We start from the raw sequence: 26239 nt of genomic DNA, 5'->3' as shown, positions 1-26239 counted from the left end.
CTTTGTATTGAACTGAAAAGCGCCTCCCTTGGGAGGCGCTTTTTTATTGACTGACATTTGACTGAGGAAACATTAAGTAGCAGGATGTGAAGCATTGCATTTTTGGATAGGGTTTACTATTAAAAATAGGGAGTATCTCTTTGAGTGAACAATTAAAGCAAAGGGTTTCACGATATATAAGTAAATCATCGGATCTAGAATGGCCTGAAGATATAGTTGATTTTGATAATCAGAGTTTTGTTGTTAATGGAATAAAACCACTTGTCCAAGTTCAAGACGACATCGAATCAGCATTTGTTTGGTGTTGGTCAATAAAAGATCTGTTTATAAATGATCTGATAAGTAAAAATAAAAGCGTTAGCAAAAAAATAATTGAAAATGAAATTAACAAGCATGTCTGTTTAACATATTGTGCTGATATAGCAAATCGTCTAAAGCATGGTGAGCTTAGAGATAGTCGGAGTGGACAGTTTGCTAAACTCTCAGTTGTACAAAGTATTTTGGTTAATACTGAATTTACCTCAGCAATTTATCGGCTAGATGGCAAGTATTTTATTTTCCCTAAGAATAAAGACTGTGCAAAGATAAAAGCCAATGTAAATGACGAAAATGGACAGTTTTTATTGGATGCATATACTTGTTTGCATGAGTCACTAATAGCATGGGACTATATATATAGTAAATTCAAATAATTATATTTATAACCAATTGGATCGATTAGTGAAGCGCAATCTGACTTCTGCTAAACATAAAGTTTCTGTATTACTAAACCGAATATTTTATTCTTTGAAATGATGATTTTAAAAAGTAATGTCCCTTCAGATTATCTTAAAAGACACCGGCCTAAGCCGGTGTCTTTTAACTGCTAAAACAATCTCTTAAACCTGCGGCGGGGTACTTTCCGCATTGGAGAGTACGGCATCCATCTGCACTAGGGCACCGGCTGGCAGTTCGCTTACCCCAAATACGGTGCGGGCAGGCAGATAGCCTGGGAAATATTTGGTGTAAACGGCGTTGACCGCATCCAGATCGGCGATATTGCCGAGCTGGATATTGACCTTGACGATATCGTCCATCACATGGTCGATGCTTTCGACAATGGCTTTGATATTGCTCAGGCACTGGGCGGTCTGCTCTTTGACACAGCCGGTCAGGATCTTGCCGGTAGTGGGGTCGATCGGCAGTTGCGCAGTCAGATGGTTGTAGTGGGAGAAGGCGACGCTCTGGCAATGGAGCGGGCTGCGTGGTGCCTTGTCAGTATTGCGGGCGCTGATCACCAGGTTGTGTCTGTCTTCTACCAGCTGCGGCGGTGTGCCGTCACCGTGGGAGATGACCGCATCCATCTGCACCCGGGCACCCAGCGGCAGGGCAGTTGCGCTGATCACGGAGCGGGCCGGCAGATAGGCGACGGCGCGGGCAATGGCGGAGTCGGGGAAGAAGGTGGTGTAGACCTCGTTGACGGCCTCCAGATCGGCGAGGCTGGTCAGGTAGATGTTCACCTTGACGATGTCGTCAAACGGCACATCGATGCTTTCCAGCACGGTCTTGATGTGGCGCAGACACTGACCTGCCTGCTCCTTGATGCTACCGGCGACCAGCTTGCCCGAGGCCGCATCGACCGGCAGTTGCGCGCCTATGTTGTTGTAGTGAGAGAAGGCGACGGTATGGGTCGAGAGCGGGTTGTGCGGTGCCTTGTCGCTGTTGCGGGCCAGTTTCACCAGGGCGCAGGGCGCCTGCGGGAAGGTGCCTTCGCCATTGGAGATGATGGCGTCGATCTGCACTTGGGCATCCAGTGGCAGGGCGGCCACCGCGAGTGTGGTACGGGTCGGCAGATAGCCCGGGAAGAATTCGCGATAGACGGCGTCGACCGCTTCCAGATCCGAAATGTCTTTGAGGAAGATGGTGGCTTTGACCATATCGTCCATCACGTGGCCGATGCTCTCTATGATCGCCTTGAGGTTATTCAGGCACTGTCTGGCCTGTACCTTGACGTCACCACTCACCATCTTGCCAGTCTTGGGATCGACCGGTAACTGGGCAGAAATATTGTTGTAATGAGAGAAGGCCACCGTCTGGGTGTAGGGACCCAGATCCTGGGGGGCATTGGTGGTATTTCTTGCAGCCTTGATGATGGTGCCACTCATAGATATTCCTCTTTTTAGTATTCGTTGTTAACTCAGGTACAGGTTCGTCCCGTCCGAGTGCGCCATGCTGACTGCGCCAGCGGGTGCATCCCCGGTTATATATTTAATCCACTCACTAGCTGAATGGGATAAGAGAGGAAGGGACAGGGTTGATTATTTCAGACGAGGCGATTCTATGAGTGGCCATCAGGGGATGCAAACCGGTGATTGCGTTTCTATGAGATGGCTCAACGCTTGGAAATATAGCTGTTTTGCTATTCAATTCAGGGTGAATACGATTCCTGGTTGGATCAAACAGGTCTGGTAGCGTGGGCGAGCCCGTGTGGACTGGGTTCTTCCCCTTGCGGGGGAGGGGGCTGTGCTGTGAACGAGGCGTTAAAAATATGCGCCATCTTGCGGTTAATCGATTTTATTGTGCATAGGTATGTATTTTTAAGAGTTTTGGACATCTATCCTGTCTGCTAAAAATATGCTAGCCCAAGGTCATCCAAAGACTAATAAAGATGTGGCTGGAATATAATTCAATATATTGCATAGGCGATATTTTATTGCATTTGAATAGCCGCTTGTTCGCTGATCCTGATGATATTTATCGCGCCAAATAGAGAGATAAATATGCCGCAAGGGGACAGGTATCCTGTTAGCAGATCGTGATGATGGAGCGAAAGGGTGGGACCAGCGGGTGGCTGGCCCGCCTGGGTGTCGCAGGTCGGGCAGCAGTGTCACTTATCCGGTGGGGTAGAGGGTTGTGCGACTGGCGACCGTGTAGATGGGAGGGCAGATTGCCCTCCTTGCTCAGATATGCTTGATACGAAGGTCCTGATCCCGGTTATCGATCAGGCAGGATAGAGGGCGCCCAGCACGGCCAGGCGACTGGCACCCGTGACAGCGGGCAGGTTACCTGGCTTGCGGTGGATAAAGCGCTGCGCCAGCCAGGCAAAGGCGGCCCCTTCCACCCAGTCGGGGGCGAGCCCCAGCTCGGCCGTACTGGCGATGCGCCAGCAGGGCAGCAGGTTGGCCAGTTCGCTCAGCAGGGGGGCGTTATGGGCGCCACCGCCGCAGACATACAGCTCGGGCCGGCTTTGCACCTCGTCCAGTGCAGGTAACTGGCGGGCTATGCTGTGGCAAGTGAGTGCCTGCAGGGTGCGCTGCACATCCACAGGGGCGTAGGCACTGCCCGCTAGCTCGCCATCGAGCCAATCCAGGGTAAACATCTCCCGCCCGGTGCTCTTGGGCCACGGGGCGGCGAAGTAGGGGTGAGCCAGCAGTTGCTCAAGCAGGGCGGGAACAAGCTGGCCGCTGGTGGCCCATTGGCCACCAGCATCGTAGTTGCCACCGTGCGGCTGATGGCGGCGATACCAGCCATCGAGCAGAGTGTTGGCCGGGCCGGTATCAAAGCCATACACCCCGCCTGCGTTGCCCGGCAGCACTGAAATATTGGCGATGCCGCCGAGGTTCAGTACCACCCGCAGGGCGCCGGGCTTGGCAAACAGCGCCTGATGGAACGCAGGCACCAGCGGCGCCCCCTGACCGCCAAGGGCCATGTCCATGGTACGAAAATCGGCGATTACGTCGATACCCGTGAGGGCGGCCAACAGGGCGGCGTTGCCGATTTGCAGGGTAAAGCCGAGTTGGGGGCGGTGGCGGATGGTCTGACCGTGGCTGCCGATGGCGCGAATATCCTTAGGGGTCAGCCCTGCCTTGGCCAGCAGCGCGTGAGTGGCGGTGGCAAACTCGCGGGCCACCAGATTATCGGCCACCCCCATGCGATCGATTTCGTTGTCGCTCGGGGTGCAGAGCTCGTGCAGCTCGCGGGCGGTGGGCCAGGGGTGGCTGATGGCCGCTTCTACCTGCAGTTCATCCCCGTCCATCATCACCAGCACGGCGTCGATCCCGTCCATGCTGGTGCCGGACATCAGCCCAATGTAGCGCTCAATCATGGTGTCTCCTCAATTGCGGGTAGGAAAAGAGAGTGGGAGAGAGGATAGATAAGGTCACGGCCTCAATCCCATGCACATTCCGGTCCCCGACATCAGACCGAGATCTCGCTCACTCATGACAGCTCCTTATGTGTCGAGAAACCTGACCAGAGAGAAGGGATAACGGCATCGCTGCCATGCTCTCTTCCGGCTCCCTGTATCAACCCGACAGCATGTGCCTTCACGCCATATGGCTCGGCAGAGGTGCGGCTTAATTGTCGCGACCGTCCCGCTTGTTCTGGGCCAGCTGCAGCTCGGGTTTGTCGAGTTGGTCGAGTTTGGCCAGTTGCGGCGTTGCCAGCAGTTTGAAGTTGGCCAGCTCCCGCCCTGTGAGGGTCTCGGCCTGCGGCAGATTGAGGGTGCGCGGGTTCTTGTGAATGCCGCCCACCACAAATTCATAGTGCAGGTGCGGGCCTGTTACCCGACCAGTCCCCCCCAGGGTGCCAATGGTCTGCCCCTGTTTCACCCGCTGCCCTTTATTGACGGTGCGTTTGGAGAGGTGCAGGTACTTGGTCACATAGTTGCCGGCGTGCTTGATGAAGACATAGTTGCCGTTGAACTGGTTGTAACCGGCCGCCACTACGCTGCCGCCGCCGGCGGCCATGATGGGGGTGCCCACCGGTGCCACATAGTCGATGCCATTGTGGGGACGCACCTTGCCGGTGACCGGATGCAGGCGGCGCGGATTGAAGTTGGAGCTGATGTATTTGAAGTTGACTGGCGCGCGCAGGAAGCTTTTGCGCATCGCCTTGCCTTCCGGTGTGTAGTAGTTGCCATCCTCGTTCAGCACGGCGCGATAGATGGCGCCCTGGTTGATGAACTCGGCGGCCAGAATGTCGCCGGAGGCCACTCGTTCGTCATCCTGGAATTTTTCCTGATAGACAACCCGAAAGCTGTCCCCGGGTTGCAGGTCCTGTGCGAAGTCGATATCCCAGCCGAAAATGGCGGCGAGATCCATGATCTGATCTTCGGTCATCCCCGCCTCGACGGCGGCCCCCCAGAAGCTGGAGCGTATCTCGCCTCGGGTAACCTGCTCGCGGGTATCGAGTTCCAGCTTGACCGGTTTGGCCACGAAGCTCTCGGCCCTGCGGCTTACTTTCAATGCCTGTTCCAGGCTGTGGGGGTAATAAAGGCTGTGCAGATCGCCATTTTTGGTGAGCTTGAAGGTGAGTTCTTGCCCGGGACGCAACATGCGAAGGGGGTCGCTGCCGTCGAGCTGATCGATCAGGTGCAGATCCGTGGTGCTGAGCCCCAGCCGCTGGAAGATGACGCCCATGTTGTCGCCACGGCGCACTTTCACCTGTTTGGTGACATAGCTCGGCTTGGGCGGAATGGCCGCTTGCCCGGCTTGTGCCAACAGATCGTCGTCGTCCGGTTGCGGCTCGGCGGCTAGCTCGTTGCTGTTTTCATCGACCCGGGTGGCGACTGCCCGTTCGCTTGGCCAGGCCGCCAGCATCATCACCATGATGCTCAAAATCAGCACCATCTTGCGGTGCCAGGTGGGAAGAGAGTTGAAGGCGTTCCAAATGACCATGAGAAGCTGACGAAGTCGGGCAGAATGAGCGGATTTTACAGCCTTTCCAATTAGCTCGCCATTCCAGTAATATGTTTGGCCCTGTGGAATCGTGATTGGAGTGTCAAAAAATGTCCCAGCTCGAGGTGGCGCTAGCCGAGATCAAGCGCGGAGCGGAAGAAATTCTGGTTGAAGAAGAACTGGTTGCCAAGTTGAAGGAAGGGCGCCCGCTGCGCATCAAGCTGGGGATGGACCCGACGGCTCCCGACATTCACCTGGGTCATACCGTGATCCTCAACAAGCTGAAGACCTTCCAGGATCTGGGCCACGAGATCATTCTGCTGATCGGCGATTTCACCGCCATGGTGGGTGATCCCTCCGGCAAGAACAGCACTCGTCCGCCGCTCTCCGAAGAGGCCATCAAGCACAATGCCCTCACCTATGCGGAGCAGGCGTTCAAGATCCTCGATCCCGCCAAGACTCGCATCGAGTACAACTCCAGCTGGCTGGGCGAGCTGGGCGCGACCGGCATGATCAAGCTGGCGGCCAAGCAGACAGTGGCCCGCATGATGGAGCGCGACGACTTCAAAAAGCGCTACACCGGCGGCCAGTCCATCGCGATTCACGAATTTCTCTATCCGCTGCTGCAAGGCTATGACTCGGTTGCGCTCAAAGCGGACGTCGAGCTTGGCGGTACCGATCAGAAGTTCAACCTGCTGATGGGCCGCGAGCTGCAAAAAGATGCCGGCATGGCCGCCCAGTGCGTGCTGATGATGCCGCTGCTGGTCGGTCTGGACGGCGTCAAGAAGATGTCCAAGTCCGCCGCCAACTACATAGGCGTGCACGATGCCCCGGGCGAGATGTTCGGCAAGATCATGTCCATCACAGATGACCTGATGTGGAACTACTACGAGCTGCTCTCCTCTCGTCCCTTGGCCGAAATTGAAGAGTTCAAAGCCGGTATCGCCGCGAACACCCTGAATCCCCGTGACGTGAAGATCTGGCTGGCGAAAGAGATCATCGCTCGCTATCACGACGAAGCGGCAGCGGAAGCGGCCCACGAAGATTTCACCCAACGTTTCTCCAAGAACGCCATTCCGGACGAGATGCCGGAAGTCGAACTGGCGCTGGAAGGTGACGGTCTGGCCATCGCCAACCTGCTCAAAGACGCCGATCTGGTGGCCACCACCTCCGAAGCACTGCGCATGATCAAGCAGGGCGCGGTCAAGCGTGACGGCGAGAAGCTGGAAGATGGCAAGGCACTGATCGGTACCGGCACCGCCGTCTATCAGGTCGGCAAGCGCAAGTTTGCCCGGGTAACCGTCAAGTAAGCCAGCCTCTCTACGAGACTGGCTTTGTAGTTGTCTCCCGAGCACTGCCTGTGCTCGGGAGACAACACTTGCAAGCCGTCCCATCGCGACGGTTTGCAAGATAACTCTCCCTTCTTGCTAGCTGCCTATTCCTCTCTCGCCTCTTGCTAGCTGCCTATTCCTCTCTCGCCTCTTGCTGTCTGACTTGCCTTGTCCGTTTGCTCTCATGCCATCCGCTGCGTCGGAGAACACCTGCGCTGTTTCACGATAGGAACATGGTGGGTGATGTTTTGTTTACCCGCCTTCAGCCAAGGCTCACCTATTCCGTGGATTTACGAAGACCATAAAAAATGCCGGTCAAGTGACCGGCATTTTTGGACATGGCGTTGGGCGCGTCACATCAGACGGTAAAGAACTTGAAGTTGACGAAGGCCACAGCGATGAAGGAGGCCACCATGCCACTGATGCAGAGCACGGCCGGGCGCATGGCTGGCCAGCGATGGGTCAGCAGGATAATGGCCAGCAGGGTCGGGTAGAGACCGAACATGTAGCGTGGCATGGCGTTGAGGCCCGTCATCAGCGGTATGGTGCAGCAGATGAACATCAGGGTGGCTTCGGCCCAGCGCTTCTGGCTGAACAGGTAGAGATTCAGGCACCAGCCGAAGATCACCATGATGGAGAGGTAAGCCTTGCGCCCGCCCAGTTCGAAGCCGCTCAGCCACCAGTCGAGCGGGCTGTCCATGTAACGGCCCCAGGCCACCTGGATATGTTTGAAGGCCAGCGCATCACCAGTGAGGTGATAGAGGTAGACCATATAGGAAAACAGGCCGAGCGGAATGAGCCAGAGGGTGAATACCACCTTGAAGGCGCGTTCGGTGAAGCGGAAAAACTCCCGCCAGCCGTAGGCCTGCAGCGCCAGGATCAGCACAGGGAAGACCATCATCACACCCAGATTGCGGGTGCCGGAGATGCAAACGCCGAGTACTGCGACCATCAGCCATTGTTCCCGATAGGCAAACAGGAACATCCCCAGCATCAAGGCCATGAACATCGACTCTGTATAACCGGAGACGAAATAGGCGGAGAAGGGGGAGAAGGCGAGCAGCCAGACGCCGAAGCGGGCTGTCTCGTCACCCAGCTTGAGCTGGCGAAGCACCAGCAGCATCAGCGGCAGGCTGGCGAAGAAGGCGATGTTGGCCACCAGCATCAGGCCAATCAGGCTCTCGACGTTGAGAAGGTTTGACAGCGCACCTGACAACATCGGATAGAGCGGCATGAAGGCCCAGTTGGCCGCATTGCCCTTGCTGAGCCAGCGCGGGTAGAGATCGTAGCCGTTTTCGATGATGCGCTGGAACCAGACGCAGTCGAACTGGCAATAGGCTTGCAGCGGACCTATGTCGGTGGCGCCGTAAAGCTGGACACCGAAATAACCCATGCCATAGAGGGCAACCCGACTCAGCAGGAAGGCGGCGATGATCATCAGCCAGTCACGGCTGCTGATGGCCAGTGACGGGCGATAGGGAGCCTGACTGCTGGGAGTCGAGCTGTCGGGAGTCAACGTTGTAATGTCATTCATCAGGCAAATACCCAGACGCGAGAGAGGATATAGGTGAGCACTGTGACTGTCAGCGTGGCGATCACCACAGGCAGCAGACCAGAAAGACCCGCAAACAGCAGACCGCTCAATATCAGGTTTCTCACCGCCAGCGAGAAGAGGGCAACCAGCAAGAACTTGCCGATGGCACCCTGTTTCTGGAAGGTGATGTAACGATGGCCAAAGAATGAGAACCAGAAGGCAATCATGAAGGCGATGGTGGTGACCCAGTGTTCAGAGATGGCGGGCCAGGTATGAAACAGCGCGATAGAGGTACCAAGGTCGACGAGGGTTGCCCCCCCGCCGACCAGACCGAACCGGAACAGGCGCCAGAATTCCTCGCGGGAGATCATTGAGGCGCTTGCTCCTTCTTGTCTTGTGGCTGTTCTGTCTCTTGCTGTGTGTCAGCGTCCTGCTGCTTGTCTGCCTCCGGCTTGGCATACTGGCCGTAGACCCCTTCGATGAGATAGATGGGACGCTGTTTCACTTCCACAAACATGCGGCCTATGTACTCGCCAATGATGCCAAGAGACAGCAGCTGGATGCCACCAAGGAACAGCACTACTGACATCAGGGAAGCATAACCGGGTACGTCGATCCCGAAGAAAACCACCTGGGTGACGATCTTGAGGATGTAGAGGAAGGCAACGAAGGAAACACCGACCCCCACATAGCTCCATACCCGCAGCGGCCAGCTGGAGAAACTCATCAGGCCATCGAGGGCGAAGTTCCACAGCTTCCAGTAGTTGAACTTGGTTTCACCGGCGTGACGGGCCGGACGCTCGTAAGGAACGCCCACGGCACGAAAGCCGGCCCAGGCAAACAGACCCTTCATGAAGCGGTTGCGCTCTGGCAGTTGCTTGATTGCCTCCACCACACGGCGGTCGATCAGACGGAAGTCACCTGCGTTCTCCGGCAGCTTGGTGCTGGTGGAGAGGGCGTTGAAGAAACGGTAGAAGCCACCGGCGGTGACACGCTTCATCGGGGTATCGGCACTGCGGTCCACCCGTATGCCGTAGACGGTGTCATAGTCACCGGTCTGCCACAGTTTGACGAACTCCAGGATCAAGGAGGGAGGATCTTGCAGATCCACGTCCATCGGCACTATGGCATCGCCTTTGGCATGATGCAGACCGGCGGTCATGGCCGCTTCCTTGCCGAAGTTGCGCGCCAGGTTGACCAGGGTCACCCTGGGATCGCGGGTGATGGCTCGCTCGATCACTTCACGGGTGCTGTCACGGCTGCCGTCGTTGACGAACACTATTTCCAGCCGATCCTTGAGAGGCGCCAGTTCGTTATCTATCGCGTTGATGAAGGCATCTATGCTCTCTTCCTCGTTGTAGACGGGAACGATCAGAGAGAGTCGAAAATCGGCATGCGACATGAAAACTTCCTTATTTGGAAAATTATTTTATAAAACAACGTATAGGAGAGTACGTCTTACTGGGCGACGGTCAGGCGTACCGACTGGACATTGAGGGGGGTCGGTGCGGACAGCGCCAGGAAGTTAGGCCGTTTCGGGTCCGACGTCAGAGAGTCGCCCGGCAGATTGAGCCGGATTTCGTTGATGCCAGCCTTGGCCAGGCGGACTGTCGTGGTGAAGTCATGACCCAGTGCTACCTTGAGCAGAGTGCCTGCCTGCGGGCTGTTGACCCTGGCCTGTATGGTCAACTGTTCAGGCTGAGCCTGATGTTTGGGCAGCACGAAATAGAGGCCACCCTGGCCGCTGAGTTCGGTGCCTTCGCTGCTTGGCTTCTTGGCCCAGCCTGCGCTGGAGAGAAAGCGGCTCGGCCTGGTCAGGTTGAGCTCGTTGCCGGGCTGATAGGTCATGCTGGAGTTGTGCTCCCAGAAGCGGGTCTTGCCTTCCAGGTAATAGAGTTTGTAGGCCAGGCTCACGTTGGGGTGGGCAGCCAGATAGAGGGTGTAAAGGTAGAAACCACTCAGTGCCATGATGGCAGTCAGAAAACCGAACTTTTTATACGTCATATCACTCTCTACGCCTCACGATTGGTAGGCTGATTTCGCGCATATGCTAATCCAATTGCAAAAAAAGCATAGTGGATCACAAAAATATATTTGGTCACATATTAACCCCTTTCGAGCCCGTACTCCAAATGCTCCCGGTTTGCCCTGTTTATGGCTTGAACAAGCCCGGTGCCGCACTGGGTCTGGACTGATTTCATGGCCGAGTTCCTGTGGGGATAAACCCGCCCCGCGTAGAGTACCGATGGATAAGGATCGCTGTGGCAGGATCTGTCGCCATTTGACCAAGGGCGATTTATGATGGGGCATCGCGTTGTCAAGGATGACTCATGAAGCTGACACTCTTCTGCTGGGCGCTCTGGTTGCTCTCTCCGGCGGCATCGGCAAACAGCTTGTGCCCCTCTCCACTGCGGGTCGGTTTTGACCATTGGCCACCGTATCACTATTACGACAGCGCGACGACGGATGACAAGGTGTTGAAAGGTTTTGCCGTGGAAACACTCAATGCCATGCTCACGCGACTGGGTTGTCAGGTCACCTATGTGGAGCGGCCCTGGAAGCGGATACTGCACGATCTGGAACTGGGCTCGCTCGACATCGCCATGGAGGCATACTCCAACAAGGAGCGTGCTCGCTATGCCTGGTTTTCCGATGGCTATAATCCGGGGCGCAGTGTGCTCTGGGTCCGCAAGTCCTCTTCCTACCCTGAAAGCGATTTGGCAAGCTGGCTGGCCAGTGGTCATATTCTCGGGGTGACCAAGGATTACTACTATGGGGCCGAGACGGCCGACTTGTTGCGCCGTTATGCTGATCAGGTAAGCGTGGTCAATGATCATCAAAATTATGGCAAGCTGGTGCTCGGCCGGATCGACGGTTTTCTCGGGGATATTCTGGCTACGCCCTGGGGTCTGAAAGAAGAGGGGCTAAACGATCTGATCGTGCCTCACGCAATGGCCGTATATGAAGCCCCCACTTTTTTCATGTTCAGCAAACAACGGCTTTCACCGGCGTTTGTCAGGGCGTTCAATCGGGAGTTGGCTGAATTTAAAGCAACCAATGAGTATGACGTTATCTGGCGGCGCTATGCGCCCGCCAGCTAGTAAAGTCGCTGGCATTCACGCATCATGAGCGCCTTGACCGCCGGGTCTGGCAGTTGAAGTGAACCGATCTTGAGGTAAGCATGGGGAAGAAGTATTGGCTGGCGTTGGCAAACCTGATCTGGCTGGGCTGCTTGCCAGCGGCACTGGCGCAGGCAAGCGAAGGACAGGTGTTGGTAACCCAGGCTGCGGTGCAGCATGACTGGTATCAGAACAGTACCGCAGAGCAGGCTCGCCTTGAGTTGGAGCACCAGTTGCAGGAGGCCGTACTGGCCCAGTTGCACCCTGACTTCTTCAGTCTCTGGAAGAAGCTGCAGGCCAAGCCGGCCGATCAGCGTGGTGCCCTTTATGATGAAGTTTTTGGCAAGCTGGCCCGTTTTCAGCAGGCCTGGCGTGCCATGGATCTGGTCGCCCGCGAGCAGATGCAAACCCTCAAGCTCAATTTGAACCAACCGTTGGCCCACGAGCCTGTAGGTGACAATCTGCTGGGTCAGGTCAAGCAGCTCAGACCCCAGGTCGCCGAGTATGAGGCGGTGCGCGAGGAAGTGCGCAAACTGCTCGCCATGCCCATGGCAAAGCAGTGGCCGACCCTGACCATGCCGACCCTGCGGGCGGGTGAGGCATCCCCTGAACTGGGGCAGATCCGTACCATCCTCAACGAGCTGGGGGATGGCGCCCCCCGTCATGACGACGCCACCTATGACGTCGACACCCAGCAGGCCATCAAGCAGTTCCAGCGCCGCCACGGTCTGACCGCCGATGGCATCATTGGTCGCCAGACTCGCACCTGGCTCAACACCGGTCCGCAAGTGCGTGCCAGCCTGCTGCTGCGCAACCTGTGGCGTCGGGATCTGGTGGATCATCTCTCCGGTGCCCGTTACGTGCTGGTCAATATTCCTGACTACCGTCTGAGTGTGGTGGAGTCCGGCAATGAGGTGTTTACCAGTCGGGTCATCGTTGGCAAGGAGCAGCGGGCAACCCCCATACTCGCCAGCGAGATCCGCTCCATAGTGCTCAACCCGCCCTGGCATGTGCCGCGCTCCATCCTGAGCAAGGATATTCTGCCCAAGCTGGGTCGGGATCCTGCGTATTTGAATCGCGAGCAATTCGAGGTGATCGACGGCGAAGGCAACCCTGTACAGTTCACCGAAGAGGGCTGGTATCAGGCGTTGGCCGCCGGTTTCCCTTATCGCCTGCGGCAAAAGCCCGGTGATCACAATGCCCTGGGGCGCTACAAGTTCTATCTGCCCAACAACGACGCCATTTACCTGCACTCCACTCCGCGCAAGGCGCTGTTTGAGCAAGGGGCTCGGGCCTTCAGCTCCGGTTGTATCCGGGTGGAGCACGCCGACGATCTGGCCGAGTTGCTGCTGGCGGACTCCCGCTACCAGCCGGACAAGGTGGCCAGCATACTGAAAAATACCCAGACCAAGTGGTTGCCGCTGACCACCCCCATCCCGGTATTTACCGTCTACTGGAGCAGCTGGATCGACGAAGAGGGTCGCCAGCAACTGCGCAATGACATCTATGGATTTGATCGAGTCAGCTTTCAAAGTCGCCTGCTGTGATCCTTGCCACAGAGTGAAAAGCCCGGCCCTTGCCGGGCTTTTTCATTGGTGCTGGCGGTTTGACATGAGAGGGTTCGAAAGGTAGTTTCAAGCACCTGTATCAAATTCACTCAACAGTGTCGCTTACATCTGCGATGGACGAACTCCTTATGCTGGAACAAGAGATAAGTCGACGTCGCCTGCTGCTGGGGGCTGGGTGCCTGCTGGGGGGAGCCATGCTCTCATTCCCTGCCATGGCGAGCCGCAGTACCTCAGGACGTGAACTCAGTTTTTTCAATCTCAATACCGGCGAGCGAGTGCAGGCCAGTTATTGGGAGAATGGTCGCTACCTGCAAGACGGGCTGGCCGAGCTCAATCATATTTTCCGCGACTATCGTCGCAACGAAGTGTTCAACATCGACAAGAAGCTGTTCGATCAGCTCTATCTGTTGCAGCACAAGCTGGGCCGCAACGGCGAAATCCAGCTTATTTCCGGCTACCGTTCGCCAGCGACCAATCGCCAGAAGCGGAATAAGAGCCGCGGCGTGGCCAAGCACAGCTATCACACCCTGGGTCAGGCGGTGGATGTGCGGATCCCGGGTGTTCAGCTGGCCCATCTGCGCAAGGCTGCGCTCAATCTCAAGGTGGGTGGAGTGGGCTACTACCCGAGCGACAACTTCGTGCACCTCGATACCGGGCCCGTCCGCAGCTGGTAGTCGTTGGCTGCATCCGGCGAGCGACACCTTACCTCTATGGCGGGTTGCAGCGCCTGGTCACTGGCAAAGAGAGGGGCCGAGCTGTTAGGCTCCGGACACTATCCAGAGGAGAACCAGATGAAACATATTTTGCTCGGGGGCATGATTGCTCTGCTGCTGACCGGTTGTGGCAAGCTCAATCGCGAGAATTACGACAAGTTGAAGATGGGGATCAGCTACGCGGAAGCGAGCACCATACTCGGCAAGGCAGAGCGCTGCGACGATGCCTTGGGCACCACCAGCTGCATCTGGGGAGAGGAGGGCAAGAACATCAAGATCCGCTTCATCGCCGACAAGGCAACCTTCTTCAGCTCGGAAGGGATTAACTGAGTCGCGTATGCGCTCAGTGTCTCCATACAAAAAAGCGCCTGTCAGGCGCTTTTTTGTTGTCTGCAATCCGAACTACTTCGCCAGAAACTGGCGCGCTCAGTGGGTTGCGTACTGATAGTGGAAGGTGGGCAATCCCCACTTGAATCGTACCGCCAGCAAGCGCAACACGAAGCCGATCCCGATGGCACCAAAGGCGGCCCAGTCGTTGGGCAGGCCCTGATCCAGCGCCAGGCAGTAGATGGCGGCGGTGATCAGCGAGATGGCAGCATAGAGCTCCCGGCGAAACACCAGGGGAATGCGCTGGCAGAGCAAGTCTCGCAGTACACCGCCAAAGGCGCCGGTGACCACCGCCATGATGCAGGCAATGCCGATGCCATGGCCCATCTCCAGGGCCCTGGCGGCGCCGAAGATGGAGAAGACCACCAGTCCCAGCGCATCGAGCGCCAGGAACAGCTTGCCGAGGTAGCGCATCAGCGGTGCCGATATGACGGCGGCCATAGCCGCACCTGCCACCAGCAGCACATATTCCGGATGTTCAACCCAGAGCAGGGGATAGTGCCCAAGCAACACATCCCGGATGGTACCGCCACCAATGGCCGTCGCCGAGGCGATGATCACCACGCCAAACAGATCCATCCGTCGCCGACCCGCTGCCAGTGCGCCAGTCATTCCTTCGGCCACCAGGCCCAGCAAGAAGAGTGTATGTAACATGAGATATCCCAGGGTGCGAGAAAGGCCCGCATCCTATCAATTCAAGCTATATGGGACAAGGAATGAAGGCTATTCATTATTTTTTATAATGCAAAAAAGTAAAAGGCACCGATGAGGTGCCTTTTTTCATTGGGGAAGGGATCAACGTTTGAGCTGTTCGGCGCGGTAGTGATCCACCCACATGGCGGTGGCACCACAGATGGCGACCGGCATCACAAAGAGGTTCACCACCGGAATGGCGGAGAAGAGGGTGACCAGGGCACCGAAGCTCAGGCACTTGCCGCGGCGCTGCTTCAAGGCATCGCGCATTGTGATGAAGCTTATCTTGTGGTTGTCGAACGGATAGTCGATGTACTGAATTGCCATCATCCAGGCGCTGAACAGGAACCAGAGCACGGGGGCCAGGGTCTGCCCGACCACGGGGATGAGGAACAGGATCAGGCAGCCGATGGCCTTGGGCAGGTAGTACTTCAGCTTGGTCCATTCACGGCCGAAGGTGCGGGGCACATCCTTGACGATATCCAGCATGCCGGTGTCGCTGACCACCTCGCCGGTGAGGGTCTGTTCCACCTTCTCCGCAAGCAGGCCATTGAAGGGGGCCGCTATCCAGTTCGCGACCGAGCTGAACAGGAAGGAGAAGACCACCAGTATGGTGACCAGAGCGATGGGCCAGAGCAGATAGTCCAACCAGCTGAGCCAGCTGGGGATCTGCTGGTGCAGCCAGCCGAACAGACCATCGAGCTGCAACAAGAGGGCGTAGAAGGCCCCGGCAAACAGCACGAAGTTGACCAGCAGCGGGATCAGCACAAAGGTGCGGATGCCCGGTTGGCGAATGAGGGAGAAACCGCGCAGGAAGTAGTCTGCGCCGCTGATTGAGTCTTTGACCATAGGGGGTGATTGGCTCATCGGAGCTCCATCTGTTCATGGGAAAGTGCCAGCATATTACAAACAAGGTTTGGATTTGGTAAAGTCGCCTGCCCGCCTTCTCTTTATTTCGTTACCCAATAGGCCTCCATGCGTCTGAAATTGATCAAACTCGCCGGTTTCAAGTCGTTTGTCGAGCCAACCCGCATCGAGTTTTCGGCCGACATGACAGCTGTGGTGGGGCCCAATGGCTGCGGCAAGTCCAACGTGATCGACGCCGTGCGCTGGGTGCTGGGGGAGAGTTCGGCTCGCCATCTGCGCGGCGAGAACATGACGGACGTCATCTTCAACGGCTCCATCAACCGCAGCCCTCACGGTCGCGCCTCGGTGGAGCTGGTATTCGACAACCCCCACAACCGGGTACCCGGTGAATTTGGCCGCTTTACCGAAATCTCGGTGCGCCGCGAAGTGCTGCGCGACGGCTCCAACCATTACCAGATCAACGGCCAGAAGTGCCGCCGCAAGGATGTCACCGACCTCTTCCTCGGTACCGGCCTCGGGCCGCGCAGCTACGCCATCATAGAGCAGGGCACCGTCAGTCGGCTGGTGGAGTCGCGCCCCGCCGATCTCAAGCTGTTCATGGAGGAGGCGGCGGGTGTCTCCCGCTACAAGGAGCGGCGCCGCGAAACCGAGCAGCGAATCCGCCATACCCAGGAGAATCTGGAGCGGCTCGGCGACATTCGCGGTGAGCTGAGCTCCCGCCTCGAACATCTCAAGGCCCAGGCCGAGACGGCCGAACGTTACAAGCAACTCAAGAGCCGTTCGCGCGCCGCACGGGCCGAGCTTATCGGTTCCGAGCTGTGGGCGCTGGAGACTCGCCTGGGTGAGGCCAAGGCCGAGCTGACTCAGGCCGAACAGGCGCTGGCGGCGCTGGATGCCAAGCGCACCCAGGATGATGGGCGTCACGTCACCCTGTCGGTGGCCCGCCAGGAGGCCCAGGCCGAGCAAGCGAGCCGCCAGCAACAAATTTTTCTCGGTGGTCAGGCCATCGCCCGCCTCGAACAGCAGCAACTTCATCAGACCGAGCTTGGTCGCGACTGGCAGGCCAGGCGTCAGGCGCTTGGCGAGCGGATAGAGGGCATCAGGGCACAACTGGCGAGCCAGCAGAAACAGCTGACCGAAGGCACCCTCAAGGGGGAGCAGGAGTCGGCGCGACTCGAACAGTGTGAGCAGTTGCTCACCGATCAGCAGGGGTTGCGTCTTGCCGCCGGCGAACAGCTGGAGCAGGCGCGTCAACGCCAGCAGCAGTGGCAACAACAACTCGGCCAGTTGCAGGGGCAGCTCAACCAGACTCGTGCGCAAGTGAACGGTCTGCAGGAGCTGCAAGCCAAGACCCGGCTGGCACGGCTCAAGCTGGAGGATGAACGCGCAGGTCCACTCGGCGGGGAAGGGGAGTCGTTGCAGCCCGGGCTCGACGCCCTGGCGTCCGAGCTGGAATGCTCCCGGGCTCGCCACGCCGAGTTGGAGCAGCAGTGGCAGGCCAGCGTGGCCCGCCATGAAGAGTGCAAGTCGCAACAAAGCCAGCAGAGCAGCCTGCTGCGGGAGCTTGAAGCCCGTCTCACCACGCTTGACCAAATTTTGGGGGAGCAGATGGTGGGCGCCACCCTGGCGGATCGACTGCAGGTGGTGCCCGAGTGGGCGCAGGCGCTTGACAAGGTGCTCGGCCGCTGGCTCACCGCCCAGCCCAGCGACGAGTGCAATCTGGCGCAGAACGGGCTCTGGATTGGTCCATCCCGACCTGCGGTGGCTGGTACCCTGGCGGCCCGGCTTGAGGGGGCGCATATTCCCGCCTTCCTCAACGCCATCTGGCTGGTTGAAGATAGAGACGCAGCGCTGGCCCGCCAGCCTGGCCTCCTGGCCGGTGAGTCGGTACTGACCCCGACCGGAGACTGGTTTGGTCCCAACTGGGCCGATCTCGGCCAGGGCGGGGCACTCGGCACTCTGGCCCTGCTCGGTGAACGTGAGCGGTTACACACAGAACTGGCGGCAGGCCAGCAGGCCCTTGGCCTGTTGGATGAACAACTGGGAACTGTCGATGCCGCGCGCGCTCAGCTGCACAGTGCCTTTGAGCTGAGCCAGCGCACAGTGCGCGAGCATGAACAGCAGTGGCAGCAACTGCGTGAAGCCTGGAGCCTGCGGGAAGGCCAGCGTCAGGAGCGGTTGCAACGGCTCGGTCAGCTTGGCGAAGAGCTGATCCGGCTGGACAAGGAACAAGCTGACGAGGCGCAGCGGCTGGCAGCGGCTTTGCAGCAGCTTGAGCTCGATGAGGAGCGGCTTGGCGAATTGCAGGAACAGGGTGAGTCCTTGACCGAGTCGCTGCAGCTTGCTCAGGAGCGAGTCACCCATGCCGAGCGGGCGGTGGAAGAGGCGCGCCTGCGCCGTGAGCAGCAACAAGCCAGCTGCCAGCGCTGGCAGCTGGAGCAGCAGAATCAGAGCCAGCTCATCAGCCTGCGGGAGCAGGAACTGGCCCGGCTCGGGCTGGAATTGGCCGAACTCAAGGAGCCGGGGGCCACGCCGGGTCAGGATCTGTCGCCCCTGCTGGTCGAGCAACGCAACCTCGAAGCATTGCAACTTGCCTGCCATCAAAGGCTGGCAGAGTTGGAGCGACAACTGACCGAACTGGAACAGGCACGCAGCGTTGATCACAAACAGCTGCTGACCTTGCAGGAGAAGCTGGCGACCCTGAGGCTGGAGCGCGAGCGCAACCTGACCCGCCGTCAGGGGTTGCATGAGCAGTTCGAGGAGCTGGGGGTACGGCTGGTGGATCTCGATCAGGCTGTCTTGATCGCCGCCGATCGCGGCAAGTTGCGTCAGGAGATCCAGACGCTGGAGGCACAGGTGGAGGCACTTGGCGCCATCAACCTGGCTGCGTTGGAGGAGTACGAAGAGGCGAAAACCCGCTCAACCTACCTGGAAAACCAGTGTCAGGATCTCGAGCAAGCGCTGGAAACCCTGAGCCAAGCCATTAAAAGAATTGATAAAGAAACACAAATACGCTTCCGTGACACTTTCGATAAGGTCAACGAAGATTTAAAATCCCTGTTTCCAAAAGTGTTTGGGGGAGGCAGTGCCTGGCTTGAGCTGACCTCGGATGATCTTTTGGAGGCCGGAGTGAGCATCATGGCAAGACCTCCGGGTAAGAAGAATGCTACCATTGCCCTGCTTTCCGGGGGGGAGAAGGCGTTAACCGCACTTGCGCTGGTTTTTGCCATCTTCAGACTCAACCCAGCACCATTTTGTCTGCTGGATGAGGTGGATGCACCGCTCGATGAAGTGAACGTCGGTCGCTTCTGTTCTCTTGTCAAAGAGATGTCGAGCACAGTACAGTTCGTTTACATCAGTCATAATAAGGTCTCCATGGAGATGGCTGAGCAGCTGGTTGGCGTTACGATGCAAGAGCCCGGGGTTTCTCGCATTGTGTCGGTCGATATCGGTGAAGCCGTCGCTTTGGCTGAGCAAAACTAGAAAGAGAAGCAGCTAATGCAGGAATTGCGTTACATCTTGGTTGCCTTGGGCGGTATTGCTATTGCGGCATTGCTCATTCACGGGTTGTGGAGCAACAGAAAGAATCGTCAGGCACCGATCAAAGAGAAACCTCTGGGCCGGATGGAATCCAAATCACGTGGTCGCGACAGTGACGCCTTCGACAACGATGGTGTCGGTCAGGTGCGTGTGGTCAGCGGTAGCCGTCGTGCCGAGCCCAAGCTCCACAGCGAGGAGGCTCGCCAGCCGGATGTCAGCCGCCGTGCGCCCGTCACCGCTTTCGATGACGAGGATGATGATGTCGAGCTGCCAACCCCTGTGGTGCGCAAGCCTGTCGCTCGCCCGGTTGCCCCACCCCCCGTCTACGAAGAGGACGAGGAGGAGTTCGAGGAGCCCATTGCCGAGACAGTAGAGGAAGTGCCTGCCGCCCCGGTGCGCAAGCCCGCTCAGGTGATCCGTCGTACCCCGGTACACCGTTCTCGTTCCCAGCGCGAGCCGCTGCTGCAACAGCTGGATGATGAACCTCTGGTCGAGCCGGCCTACGCGACTGCACCTACCTTCGGTGCCCGCGAACCTGCTCATGTGCCAGCGCCTGAGTACAAGCCGCAGCCCCGTTATGTGGCCCCCGAGCCTGCCTACGAGGAGCCTGTGTATGAGGAGCCCGTTGGTGAGCCGCTGATGGATACCCAGCCGGTCGAGAAGATCTGGCAGGATGTCTATGTCATCAACCTGATGGCGCGCCCCGGTCACGATCTGGAAGGGGCGACTCTGCTGGCTTCCCTGATGGCGCTGGGCTTCAAGTTTGGTGAAATGGATATTTTCCATCGCCACGAGGATCTCAACGGCAAGGGTGAAGTGCTCTTCTCCATGATCAACATGGTCAAGCCGGGCACCTTCAATCCGTACCGGATGGAGCAGTTCAACACCCCGGGTGTCTCCCTGTTCATGCAGCTGCCGCTGCGCAGCAATGCAGCCTTTGCCTTCGAGCACATGCTGCAGGCTGCCGACCAGCTGGCCAGCGATCTCGATGCCATGCTGACTGACATGGATCGCAGCCCGCTGAGCGACGAGACCATAGCCCGTTACCGGCACGAGCTGGCCGCCTACGAGGCCAATCGAGACTAAGACTCCAAGGGGTCGAGTACATCAAAAGTGCGGTACCCAGGTGCCGCATTTTTGTTTGTGCGGTTAACTTATTATTCCAACCACAGTCCGAGACTTTTCCATGAGCGAAACCCTCTCCCGCCACCGTCAACTGTGTGATCTGCTGACCGAATACGGTCATCAGTACTATGTGCTGGATAACCCCATCGTCCCTGACGCCGAATACGATCGCCTGATGCGGGAACTGATCGCGATCGAGAGCGAGCACCCAGAACTGAAAACCCCAGCCTCCCCCAGTGTTCGGGTTGGTGGTCAACCCTTGACTGCCTTCAGGCAGGTACGTCACGAGATCCCCATGCTGAGCCTGGACAACGTCTTCAGCCGCGAAGAGTTGCAGGCGTTCGAGCAGCGCATGAAGGATCGCCTGAAGCGGGAGGTGAGCTTTACCTTCTGCTGTGAGCCCAAGCTGGATGGTCTGGCGGTGAGCCTGCTCTATGTGGATGGCCAGCTGGTGCAGGCCGCTACCCGGGGCGATGGTGCGACCGGTGAGGAGATCACCGAGAACGTGCGCACCATCAAGGCGATCCCGCTCTCCCTGCGCGGCAGCGACTGGCCCGCCCGGCTGGAAGTCCGTGGCGAGGTATTTATGCCCAAGGCCGGTTTCGAGGCGATGAATGCCAAAGCACTGGCCGCTGGCGAGAAGGTGTTCGTCAACCCGCGCAATGCCGCGGCCGGCAGCCTGCGTCAGCTCGATTCCCGCATCACCGCCAGTCGCCCGCTGAACTTCTACGCCTATGGCGTCGGGGTGGGTGGCGATCAGCTGGGGGATTCCCATTTCGGCCGCTTGTGTCAGCTCAAAGCCTGGGGCCTGCCCATGAGCCCGGAGGTGAAACTCAAGGAAGGCGCGGCCGGATGCCAGGCCTTTCACGACGATATTCTGGCCCGCCGCGGCGAGCTGGCCTACGAGATAGACGGCGTGGTTTACAAGGTTGACGCCATCCCCCTGCAAGAAGAGCTGGGCTTTGTGGCCCGCGCTCCCCGTTGGGCCACTGCCCACAAGTTTCCGGCCCAGGAGGAGATGACACTGCTCGAGAATGTCGAGTTTCAGGTGGGTCGTACCGGTGCCGTGACTCCGGTTGCCAAGCTTAAACCCGTGTTTGTCGGTGGCGTCACCGTCTCCAACGCCACTTTGCACAATGCCGACGAGATTGAACGCCTTGGTGTCATGGTCGGCGATACCGTGATCGTGCGCCGGGCAGGGGATGTGATCCCGCAAATCGTTGCCGTGGTGGAGGCGCAGCGCCCCGTTGATGCCCGCGAGATCCTCTTTCCTACCCAATGTCCGGTTTGTGGCTCGGCGCTGGAGCGGCTGGAAGGGGAAGTGGTCACCCGCTGCTCAGGCGGTCTGTTCTGCGAGGCGCAGCGCAAGGAGGCGATCAAGCACTTCGCGGCGCGGCGTGCCATGGATGTGGATGGCCTTGGCGACAAAATTGTCGAGCAATTGGTAGACAAGGGGCTGGTGAAGACACCGGCAGACCTGTTCAGCCTCAACGCCATCCAGCTCGCCGGCCTTGAGCGGATGGGGCAGAAATCCGCGCTCAATCTGGTGGCTGCCATCGATGCGGCGCGCAGCACTACCCTGCCCCGCTTCCTGTTTGCCCTGGGTATTCGCGAGGTGGGGGAGGCGACAGCGCTGAACCTGGCCAACCATTTCCTCACTCTGGATGCCCTGCGTGCCGCCACAGTGGAGCAGTTGCTGGCGGTGGCGGATGTGGGGGAGGTGGTGGCCAAGCACGTCTATTACTTCCTGCGTCAACCCCATAACGTCGAGGTACTGGAAGCCTTGCTGGCCGCCGGTATCCACTGGCCGGCCATCGAGAAGAAGGAAGCAAGCGAACAGCCCTTTGCCGGCAAGACCTTTGTGCTGACTGGCACCCTCAACCTGCTCTCTCGCAACGATGCCAAGGCGGCGCTGCAGGCGCTGGGGGCCAAGGTAGCCGGGTCTGTGTCGGCCAAGACAGATGTGCTGGTGGCGGGGGAAGCGGCCGGTTCCAAGCTGGCCAAGGCCCAGGAGCTCGGCATCACCATCTGGACCGAAGAGCAGTTACAGGCAGCCCTTCAGTCATGATCTGGCGATGACGATACGCTGAAAACAACAAACCCGGCCATCCAGCCGGGTTTGTTGTTTCAGGGCGTTAGTCGCGCCACTGGGTTTTGCCTTGCCACTTCTCTGGCACCGTCAGCTGCCAGCGGGCCAGCTCCTGCTTGCTGAACACATACTCGCCCCGCACGGCGGCACGGGGGGCCAGCATTCTGGGCTGGGCACCCGCCAGTATGGCGTTGACGAGCTCTGCTGCTTTCGCTCCCTGATCGCGGCCATCCAGCACCAGGCCACCTATGGCCTTGCCCGTACCCACCGAAAACTCCCAGAAGCAGAACAGGGGCACAGGGCTGTGCACACTGGCCCAGGCCAGGACTGTCTGTTCGCTCACATGTTTGCCTGTATCGTCCACCAGCGTGTGGTAGAGACCGATGAAGATGGCGTCGTAGCCATTTTTTTTGGCGTTGAGCACAGCCTCCTGCCACAGGCTGTAATCGCCGATGAGCTGGCTGTTGACCCGGGTCTGGCCGACCCGCAGATCGGTCTGGGTTTTGAATTCATCTTCAATGGCGGTGAGCGCCACGTTGCTGGAATCAAACAGCACCAGCGCTTTCTTGATGCCGCCCATCAGCTGGCTCATTTCGCTGATGTTGCGTTTGAGCAGGGGGCGCTCCAGCACGCCCGTGACCTTGGGATGGCCGACCAGTCCCTTGTGGCGCGGGTTCTCGTTCATGCCAAGAAACACCACGGGCGTACCGAGGGAGGCGATCTCGTTGGCCAGATAGTTGATGGCGTTGTCGTCGCCGAGCACCACCAGATCGGGCTTGAGCTGCCGGTAGAAGGCCAGTGCCTGCTCGGCCATCAGGTCGAACTCGTCATGGGGGCGGCGCTTGGTATCCATGTAGAAGTGGCTGATGTGGTGCTTGCCGTTCAGATGGGTTTGCAGGCTGGCGTTGTAACTCTGATCCCACAGGTATTCGGCGTGATAGCTGCTGATCACCAGGATCTCGGCCGCCCACAACCGGCAGGGCAGGAGGCACAGCAGCAGTAGCAGGGTCTTGGCCATATCGGGTCCCGTCGATAACAATGATATTCCACTCATTATGCCTGTTTTGCGCCGGACGTGCCCTCGTCAGCCACTGTCGCAGGAGGGGATTTTTTTCTGTCACGGTCCCGTCGAACGCCAGCCCGCACCAGGCTTGAGAATAGCCTTGTATGGGGCTGTTTTTCACTGGTCGGGAACTGCGCCACTCGCCTCAAAACCTGTTCTGGATCAAGAAATGAGGCTGCGCTTTGGTGCCTAATAGACACCACATATAGGGACGCATTCATATAAAACACCTATATGTTGTGTTATTAAGCTGTGTACAAGCTGTTCTCTTCTCATCGTCAGCCTTGGCTTGTCAAGCCTCGGCTGAATTTATTTGCGCCCAGGACGAGGCGTGGAGAAGGGCACCAAACAAGGGTAAGCCGAAGGCGATAGCCTGGCCTTTTAAACGGGGAAAACGCATGAAACCGGTTGTGATCAAACGTGATGGATGTCGCGCACCATTCAATGCCCAGCTGATTGCCGAGGCAGTGGGCCGAGCGGCAGAGGCGGTCAGTCAGGCCAATCCGACCCTGGGTGAGCGCGTTGCCGCCGCCGTTACTCAGGAGCTGGAAGGGCGTGGCGAGGTGGATATCCACGAGATCCAGAACCGGGTCGAGAACCATCTGATGGCTTCCGACGACAAAGCCATCGCCCGTGCCTATATCGAATATCGTCACGACCGGGATCAGGCTCGCGAGGCCCGCGGCCGGTTGGCTCAGGAGATCCGTGGTCTGGTGGAGCAAACCAACGCGGCCCTGCTCAACGAGAACGCCAACAAGGATTCCAAGGTGATACCGACTCAGCGCGATCTGCTGGCCGGTATCGTCGCCAAGCATTACGCCACCAGCCACATGCTGCCCCGCGACGTGGTGCAGGCTCATGAGAGCGGCGATCTGCACTTTCACGATCTCGACTACTCTCCCTTCTTCCCCATGTTCAACTGCATGCTGATCGATCTGAAGGGGATGCTGACCCACGGCTTCAAGATGGGCAATGCCGAGATAGATACCCCCAAATCCATCAGCACGGCCACCGCCGTGACCGCCCAGATCATCGCCCAGGTGGCGAGCCACATCTATGGCGGCACCACCATCAATCGCATCGACGAGGTGCTTGCCCCCTATGTAACCATCAGTTGGCAGAAACACAGGGAAGTGGCCGAGGAGTGGGGGATCAAGGACGTGGACGCCTACGCCATGGCCCGTACCGAGAAGGAGTGTTACGACGCCTTCCAGTCGCTGGAGTACGAAGTCAATACCCTGCACACCGCCAACGGCCAGACTCCCTTCGTTACTTTCGGCTTCGGCCTTGGTGACAGCTGGGAGTCCCGCATGATCCAGGGCGCCATCCTCAGCAACCGCATCGCCGGCCTTGGCAAGAACAGAAAGACCGCCGTGTTCCCGAAACTGGTGTTCGCCATCAAGGATGGTCTCAACCACAAGCAGGGCGATCCCAACTACGACATCAAGCAGCTGGCGCTGGAGTGTGCCTCCAAGCGCATGTATCCGGACATCCTCAACTACGACCAGGTGGTGAAGGTGACCGGTTCCTTCAAGACGCCTATGGGCTGTCGCTCCTTCCTCGGGGCTTATGAGGAAAATGGCGAGCTGATCCATGAAGGTCGCAACAACATAGGGGTGGTCAGCCTCAACTTGCCGCGCATCGCCCTGAAATCCCGTGATGAGGCGGACTTCTGGGATCGTCTGGATGCCGCCCTGCGAGTTGCCAAAAAGGCACTCATGTATCGCATCGAGCGGCTGGATGGCGTCAAGGCGCGGGTCGCCCCCATCCTCTATATGGAAGGGGCCTGCGGGGTGCGGCTCAAGGCCGACGACAACGTCAGCGAGATCTTCAAGCACGGTCGCGCCTCCATTTCGCTCGGTTACATAGGGGTGCACGAGACCATCAACGCCCTGTTTGGCACCGATGTCCATCTGTTCGACAGCGACACCTTGCGCCAGAAGGCCGTAGCCATCATAGCGCGGCTCAAGGCGGCGACCGACGAGTGGAAAGAGGAGACAGGCTACGGTTTCAGTCTCTACTCCACCCCGAGTGAGAACCTCTGCACCCGTTTCTGCCGCATCGATGCCAAGGAGTTTGGTGTGGTGGCTGGCGTGACCGACAAGGGTTACTACACCAACAGCTTCCACCTCGACGTGGAGAAGCAGGTCAACCCGTACGACAAGCTGGACTTCGAGGCGCCCTATCCGCCCATCGCCAGCGGCGGTTTCATCTGCTACGGCGAGTACCCCAACATCCAGCACAACCTGGAAGCGCTCGAAAACGTCTGGGACTACAGCTATGACAAGGTGCCCTACTACGGTACCAACACGCCTATTGACGAGTGCTACGACTGCGGCTTCACCGGCGAGTTCGAGTGCACCTCCAAGGGCTTCACCTGCCCGCGCTGCGGCAACCACGATCCGGCCAAGGTGTCTGTGACCCGCCGTGTCTGCGGCTACCTCGGCAGCCCGGATGCGCGCCCTTTCAATGCGGGCAAGCAGGAAGAAGTGAAACGCCGCATCAAGCATATGTAACCGCAGCAGCGATAAAGCGTTGGCCCCTGACCCAAGG

20 protein-coding genes are annotated in these 26239 nt (G+C 58.3%); 10 read left to right on the top strand and 10 right to left on the bottom strand.

All coding sequences use genetic code 11. The features are described 5' to 3' along the window. The first annotated feature begins 140 nt into the window (after positions 1–140). Positions 141–692: a hypothetical protein gene (locus tag AC1P02_RS21330; RefSeq protein ID WP_408132366.1), complete on the top strand. Its 552-nt coding sequence runs from the start codon at positions 141–143 to the stop codon at positions 690–692. Between the two features lie 186 nt (positions 693–878). On the opposite strand, the gene AC1P02_RS21325 is transcribed toward AC1P02_RS21330, so the two are convergent. The 3 genes from AC1P02_RS21325 to AC1P02_RS21315 all read right to left on the bottom strand — a co-directional run bounded on the left by AC1P02_RS21325 (position 879) and on the right by AC1P02_RS21315 (position 5657). Continuing rightward, on the bottom strand, positions 879–2144 hold the full coding sequence (locus AC1P02_RS21325; RefSeq protein ID WP_408132367.1) for a RidA family protein: 1266 nt from the start codon (positions 2142–2144) through the stop codon (positions 879–881). Between the two features lie 836 nt (positions 2145–2980). Then, on the bottom strand, positions 2981–4084 hold the full coding sequence (locus AC1P02_RS21320) for an anhydro-N-acetylmuramic acid kinase (RefSeq protein WP_485183327.1): 1104 nt from the start codon (positions 4082–4084) through the stop codon (positions 2981–2983). 250 nt (positions 4085–4334) lie between these two features. Beyond that, positions 4335–5657: a peptidoglycan DD-metalloendopeptidase family protein gene (locus AC1P02_RS21315; protein ID WP_485183326.1), complete on the bottom strand. Its 1323-nt coding sequence runs from the start codon at positions 5655–5657 to the stop codon at positions 4335–4337. Between the two features lie 110 nt (positions 5658–5767). Here AC1P02_RS21315 and tyrS point away from each other — a divergent pair, with 110 nt between their 5' ends. Then, positions 5768–6967 (top strand): tyrosine--tRNA ligase, encoded by a 1200-nt coding sequence (tyrS, locus tag AC1P02_RS21310; protein ID WP_058393856.1) that lies wholly within the window; start codon positions 5768–5770, stop codon positions 6965–6967. A 379-nt stretch (positions 6968–7346) separates the two neighbouring features. Here the strand turns inward: tyrS and AC1P02_RS21305 are convergent, their stop codons facing one another. Genes AC1P02_RS21305 through AC1P02_RS21290 form a run of 4 tightly spaced genes read right to left on the bottom strand, consistent with a single transcriptional unit; the run spans position 7347 to position 10526 of the window. Beyond that, a complete protein-coding gene (locus AC1P02_RS21305) occupies positions 7347–8522 on the bottom strand; it encodes a hypothetical protein (RefSeq protein ID WP_059169849.1) in 1176 nt (391 codons plus the stop codon). Next, positions 8522–8893 carry a GtrA family protein gene (locus tag AC1P02_RS21300; protein ID WP_005316930.1) on the bottom strand — a complete coding sequence of 124 codons (372 nt, stop codon included), beginning with the start codon at positions 8891–8893 and terminating at the stop codon, positions 8522–8524. Before AC1P02_RS21300 ends, AC1P02_RS21305 begins: the two co-directional genes overlap by 1 nt. After that, positions 8890–9924: a glycosyltransferase family 2 protein gene (locus tag AC1P02_RS21295; protein ID WP_408132370.1), complete on the bottom strand. Its 1035-nt coding sequence runs from the start codon at positions 9922–9924 to the stop codon at positions 8890–8892. The genes AC1P02_RS21300 and AC1P02_RS21295 overlap by 4 nt, the downstream gene beginning before the upstream one ends. Before the next feature lie 56 nt (positions 9925–9980). Beyond that, positions 9981–10526, bottom strand: a complete 546-nt coding sequence (locus AC1P02_RS21290) for a hypothetical protein (RefSeq protein ID WP_005316926.1) — start codon at positions 10524–10526, stop codon at positions 9981–9983. A gap of 326 nt (positions 10527–10852) precedes the next feature. Between AC1P02_RS21290 and AC1P02_RS21285 the strand changes: the two genes are divergently transcribed. From AC1P02_RS21285 to AC1P02_RS21270, 4 genes are all read left to right on the top strand, one after another. Then, on the top strand, positions 10853–11623 hold the full coding sequence (locus AC1P02_RS21285; RefSeq protein WP_058393859.1) for a substrate-binding periplasmic protein: 771 nt from the start codon (positions 10853–10855) through the stop codon (positions 11621–11623). 80 nt (positions 11624–11703) lie between these two features. Continuing rightward, the gene (locus tag AC1P02_RS21280) at positions 11704–13188 is read left to right on the top strand and encodes a L,D-transpeptidase family protein (RefSeq protein ID WP_485183322.1); all 1485 of its coding nucleotides are present in this window, start codon (positions 11704–11706) and stop codon (positions 13186–13188) included. A gap of 149 nt (positions 13189–13337) precedes the next feature. Continuing rightward, positions 13338–13883 carry a peptidoglycan L,D-endopeptidase MepK gene (gene mepK / locus AC1P02_RS21275; RefSeq protein ID WP_125597956.1) on the top strand — a complete coding sequence of 182 codons (546 nt, stop codon included), beginning with the start codon at positions 13338–13340 and terminating at the stop codon, positions 13881–13883. A gap of 117 nt (positions 13884–14000) precedes the next feature. Then, entirely contained in the window at positions 14001–14252 is a 252-nt protein-coding gene (locus AC1P02_RS21270; RefSeq protein ID WP_005316919.1) for a hypothetical protein, read from the top strand. A gap of 96 nt (positions 14253–14348) precedes the next feature. On the opposite strand, the gene AC1P02_RS21265 is transcribed toward AC1P02_RS21270, so the two are convergent. Continuing rightward, positions 14349–14963 (bottom strand): trimeric intracellular cation channel family protein, encoded by a 615-nt coding sequence (locus tag AC1P02_RS21265; protein ID WP_005316916.1) that lies wholly within the window; start codon positions 14961–14963, stop codon positions 14349–14351. Between the two features lie 141 nt (positions 14964–15104). After that, the gene (gene cysZ, locus AC1P02_RS21260; protein WP_011898471.1) at positions 15105–15869 is read right to left on the bottom strand and encodes a sulfate transporter CysZ; all 765 of its coding nucleotides are present in this window, start codon (positions 15867–15869) and stop codon (positions 15105–15107) included. Positions 15870–15977: 108 nt separating this feature from the next. On the opposite strand from cysZ, the gene AC1P02_RS21255 reads away from it, so the two are divergent. The 3 genes from AC1P02_RS21255 to ligA all read left to right on the top strand — a co-directional run bounded on the left by AC1P02_RS21255 (position 15978) and on the right by ligA (position 22602). After that, positions 15978–19352, top strand: a complete 3375-nt coding sequence (locus AC1P02_RS21255; protein ID WP_485183319.1) for an AAA family ATPase — start codon at positions 15978–15980, stop codon at positions 19350–19352. A gap of 15 nt (positions 19353–19367) precedes the next feature. Continuing rightward, entirely contained in the window at positions 19368–20495 is a 1128-nt protein-coding gene (gene zipA / locus AC1P02_RS21250) for a cell division protein ZipA (RefSeq protein WP_485183318.1), read from the top strand. Between the two features lie 100 nt (positions 20496–20595). Continuing rightward, positions 20596–22602 (top strand): NAD-dependent DNA ligase LigA, encoded by a 2007-nt coding sequence (gene ligA / locus AC1P02_RS21245; protein WP_485183316.1) that lies wholly within the window; start codon positions 20596–20598, stop codon positions 22600–22602. Positions 22603–22669: 67 nt separating this feature from the next. Here ligA and AC1P02_RS21240 read toward each other — a convergent pair whose 3' ends face one another. Continuing rightward, positions 22670–23641 carry an ABC transporter substrate-binding protein gene (locus AC1P02_RS21240; RefSeq protein ID WP_192895748.1) on the bottom strand — a complete coding sequence of 324 codons (972 nt, stop codon included), beginning with the start codon at positions 23639–23641 and terminating at the stop codon, positions 22670–22672. Positions 23642–24084: 443 nt separating this feature from the next. Between AC1P02_RS21240 and nrdD the strand changes: the two genes are divergently transcribed. Continuing rightward, positions 24085–26202 (top strand): anaerobic ribonucleoside-triphosphate reductase, encoded by a 2118-nt coding sequence (nrdD, locus tag AC1P02_RS21235; RefSeq protein WP_485183313.1) that lies wholly within the window; start codon positions 24085–24087, stop codon positions 26200–26202. The last annotated feature ends 37 nt before the right edge of the window (positions 26203–26239 follow it).

The organism is Aeromonas sp. TS_SC_11 (assembly GCF_057318915.1).
The sequence above is the reverse complement of the archived record's forward strand: the minus strand, read 5'-3'. Positions and strand labels throughout refer to the sequence as shown.

Coding starts and splice junctions, on each gene's coding strand:
- AC1P02_RS21280 (WP_485183322.1), top strand. CDS start 11,704: ATGGGGAAGAAGTATTGGCTGGCGTTGGCAAACCTGATCTGGCTGGGC.
- AC1P02_RS21320 (WP_485183327.1), bottom strand. CDS start 4,084: ATGATTGAGCGCTACATTGGGCTGATGTCCGGCACCAGCATGGACGGG.
- ligA (WP_485183316.1), top strand. CDS start 20,596: ATGAGCGAAACCCTCTCCCGCCACCGTCAACTGTGTGATCTGCTGACC.
- AC1P02_RS21285 (WP_058393859.1), top strand. CDS start 10,853: ATGAAGCTGACACTCTTCTGCTGGGCGCTCTGGTTGCTCTCTCCGGCG.
- AC1P02_RS21315 (WP_485183326.1), bottom strand. CDS start 5,657: ATGGTCATTTGGAACGCCTTCAACTCTCTTCCCACCTGGCACCGCAAG.
- tyrS (WP_058393856.1), top strand. CDS start 5,768: ATGTCCCAGCTCGAGGTGGCGCTAGCCGAGATCAAGCGCGGAGCGGAA.
- AC1P02_RS21295 (WP_408132370.1), bottom strand. CDS start 9,924: ATGTCGCATGCCGATTTTCGACTCTCTCTGATCGTTCCCGTCTACAAC.
- AC1P02_RS21265 (WP_005316916.1), bottom strand. CDS start 14,963: ATGTTACATACACTCTTCTTGCTGGGCCTGGTGGCCGAAGGAATGACT.
- mepK (WP_125597956.1), top strand. CDS start 13,338: ATGCTGGAACAAGAGATAAGTCGACGTCGCCTGCTGCTGGGGGCTGGG.
- AC1P02_RS21305 (WP_059169849.1), bottom strand. CDS start 8,522: ATGAATGACATTACAACGTTGACTCCCGACAGCTCGACTCCCAGCAGT.
- cysZ (WP_011898471.1), bottom strand. CDS start 15,869: ATGAGCCAATCACCCCCTATGGTCAAAGACTCAATCAGCGGCGCAGAC.
- AC1P02_RS21240 (WP_192895748.1), bottom strand. CDS start 23,641: ATGGCCAAGACCCTGCTACTGCTGCTGTGCCTCCTGCCCTGCCGGTTG.
- AC1P02_RS21325 (WP_408132367.1), bottom strand. CDS start 2,144: ATGAGTGGCACCATCATCAAGGCTGCAAGAAATACCACCAATGCCCCC.
- AC1P02_RS21270 (WP_005316919.1), top strand. CDS start 14,001: ATGAAACATATTTTGCTCGGGGGCATGATTGCTCTGCTGCTGACCGGT.
- zipA (WP_485183318.1), top strand. CDS start 19,368: ATGCAGGAATTGCGTTACATCTTGGTTGCCTTGGGCGGTATTGCTATT.
- nrdD (WP_485183313.1), top strand. CDS start 24,085: ATGAAACCGGTTGTGATCAAACGTGATGGATGTCGCGCACCATTCAAT.
- AC1P02_RS21255 (WP_485183319.1), top strand. CDS start 15,978: ATGCGTCTGAAATTGATCAAACTCGCCGGTTTCAAGTCGTTTGTCGAG.
- AC1P02_RS21290 (WP_005316926.1), bottom strand. CDS start 10,526: ATGACGTATAAAAAGTTCGGTTTTCTGACTGCCATCATGGCACTGAGT.
- AC1P02_RS21300 (WP_005316930.1), bottom strand. CDS start 8,893: ATGATCTCCCGCGAGGAATTCTGGCGCCTGTTCCGGTTCGGTCTGGTC.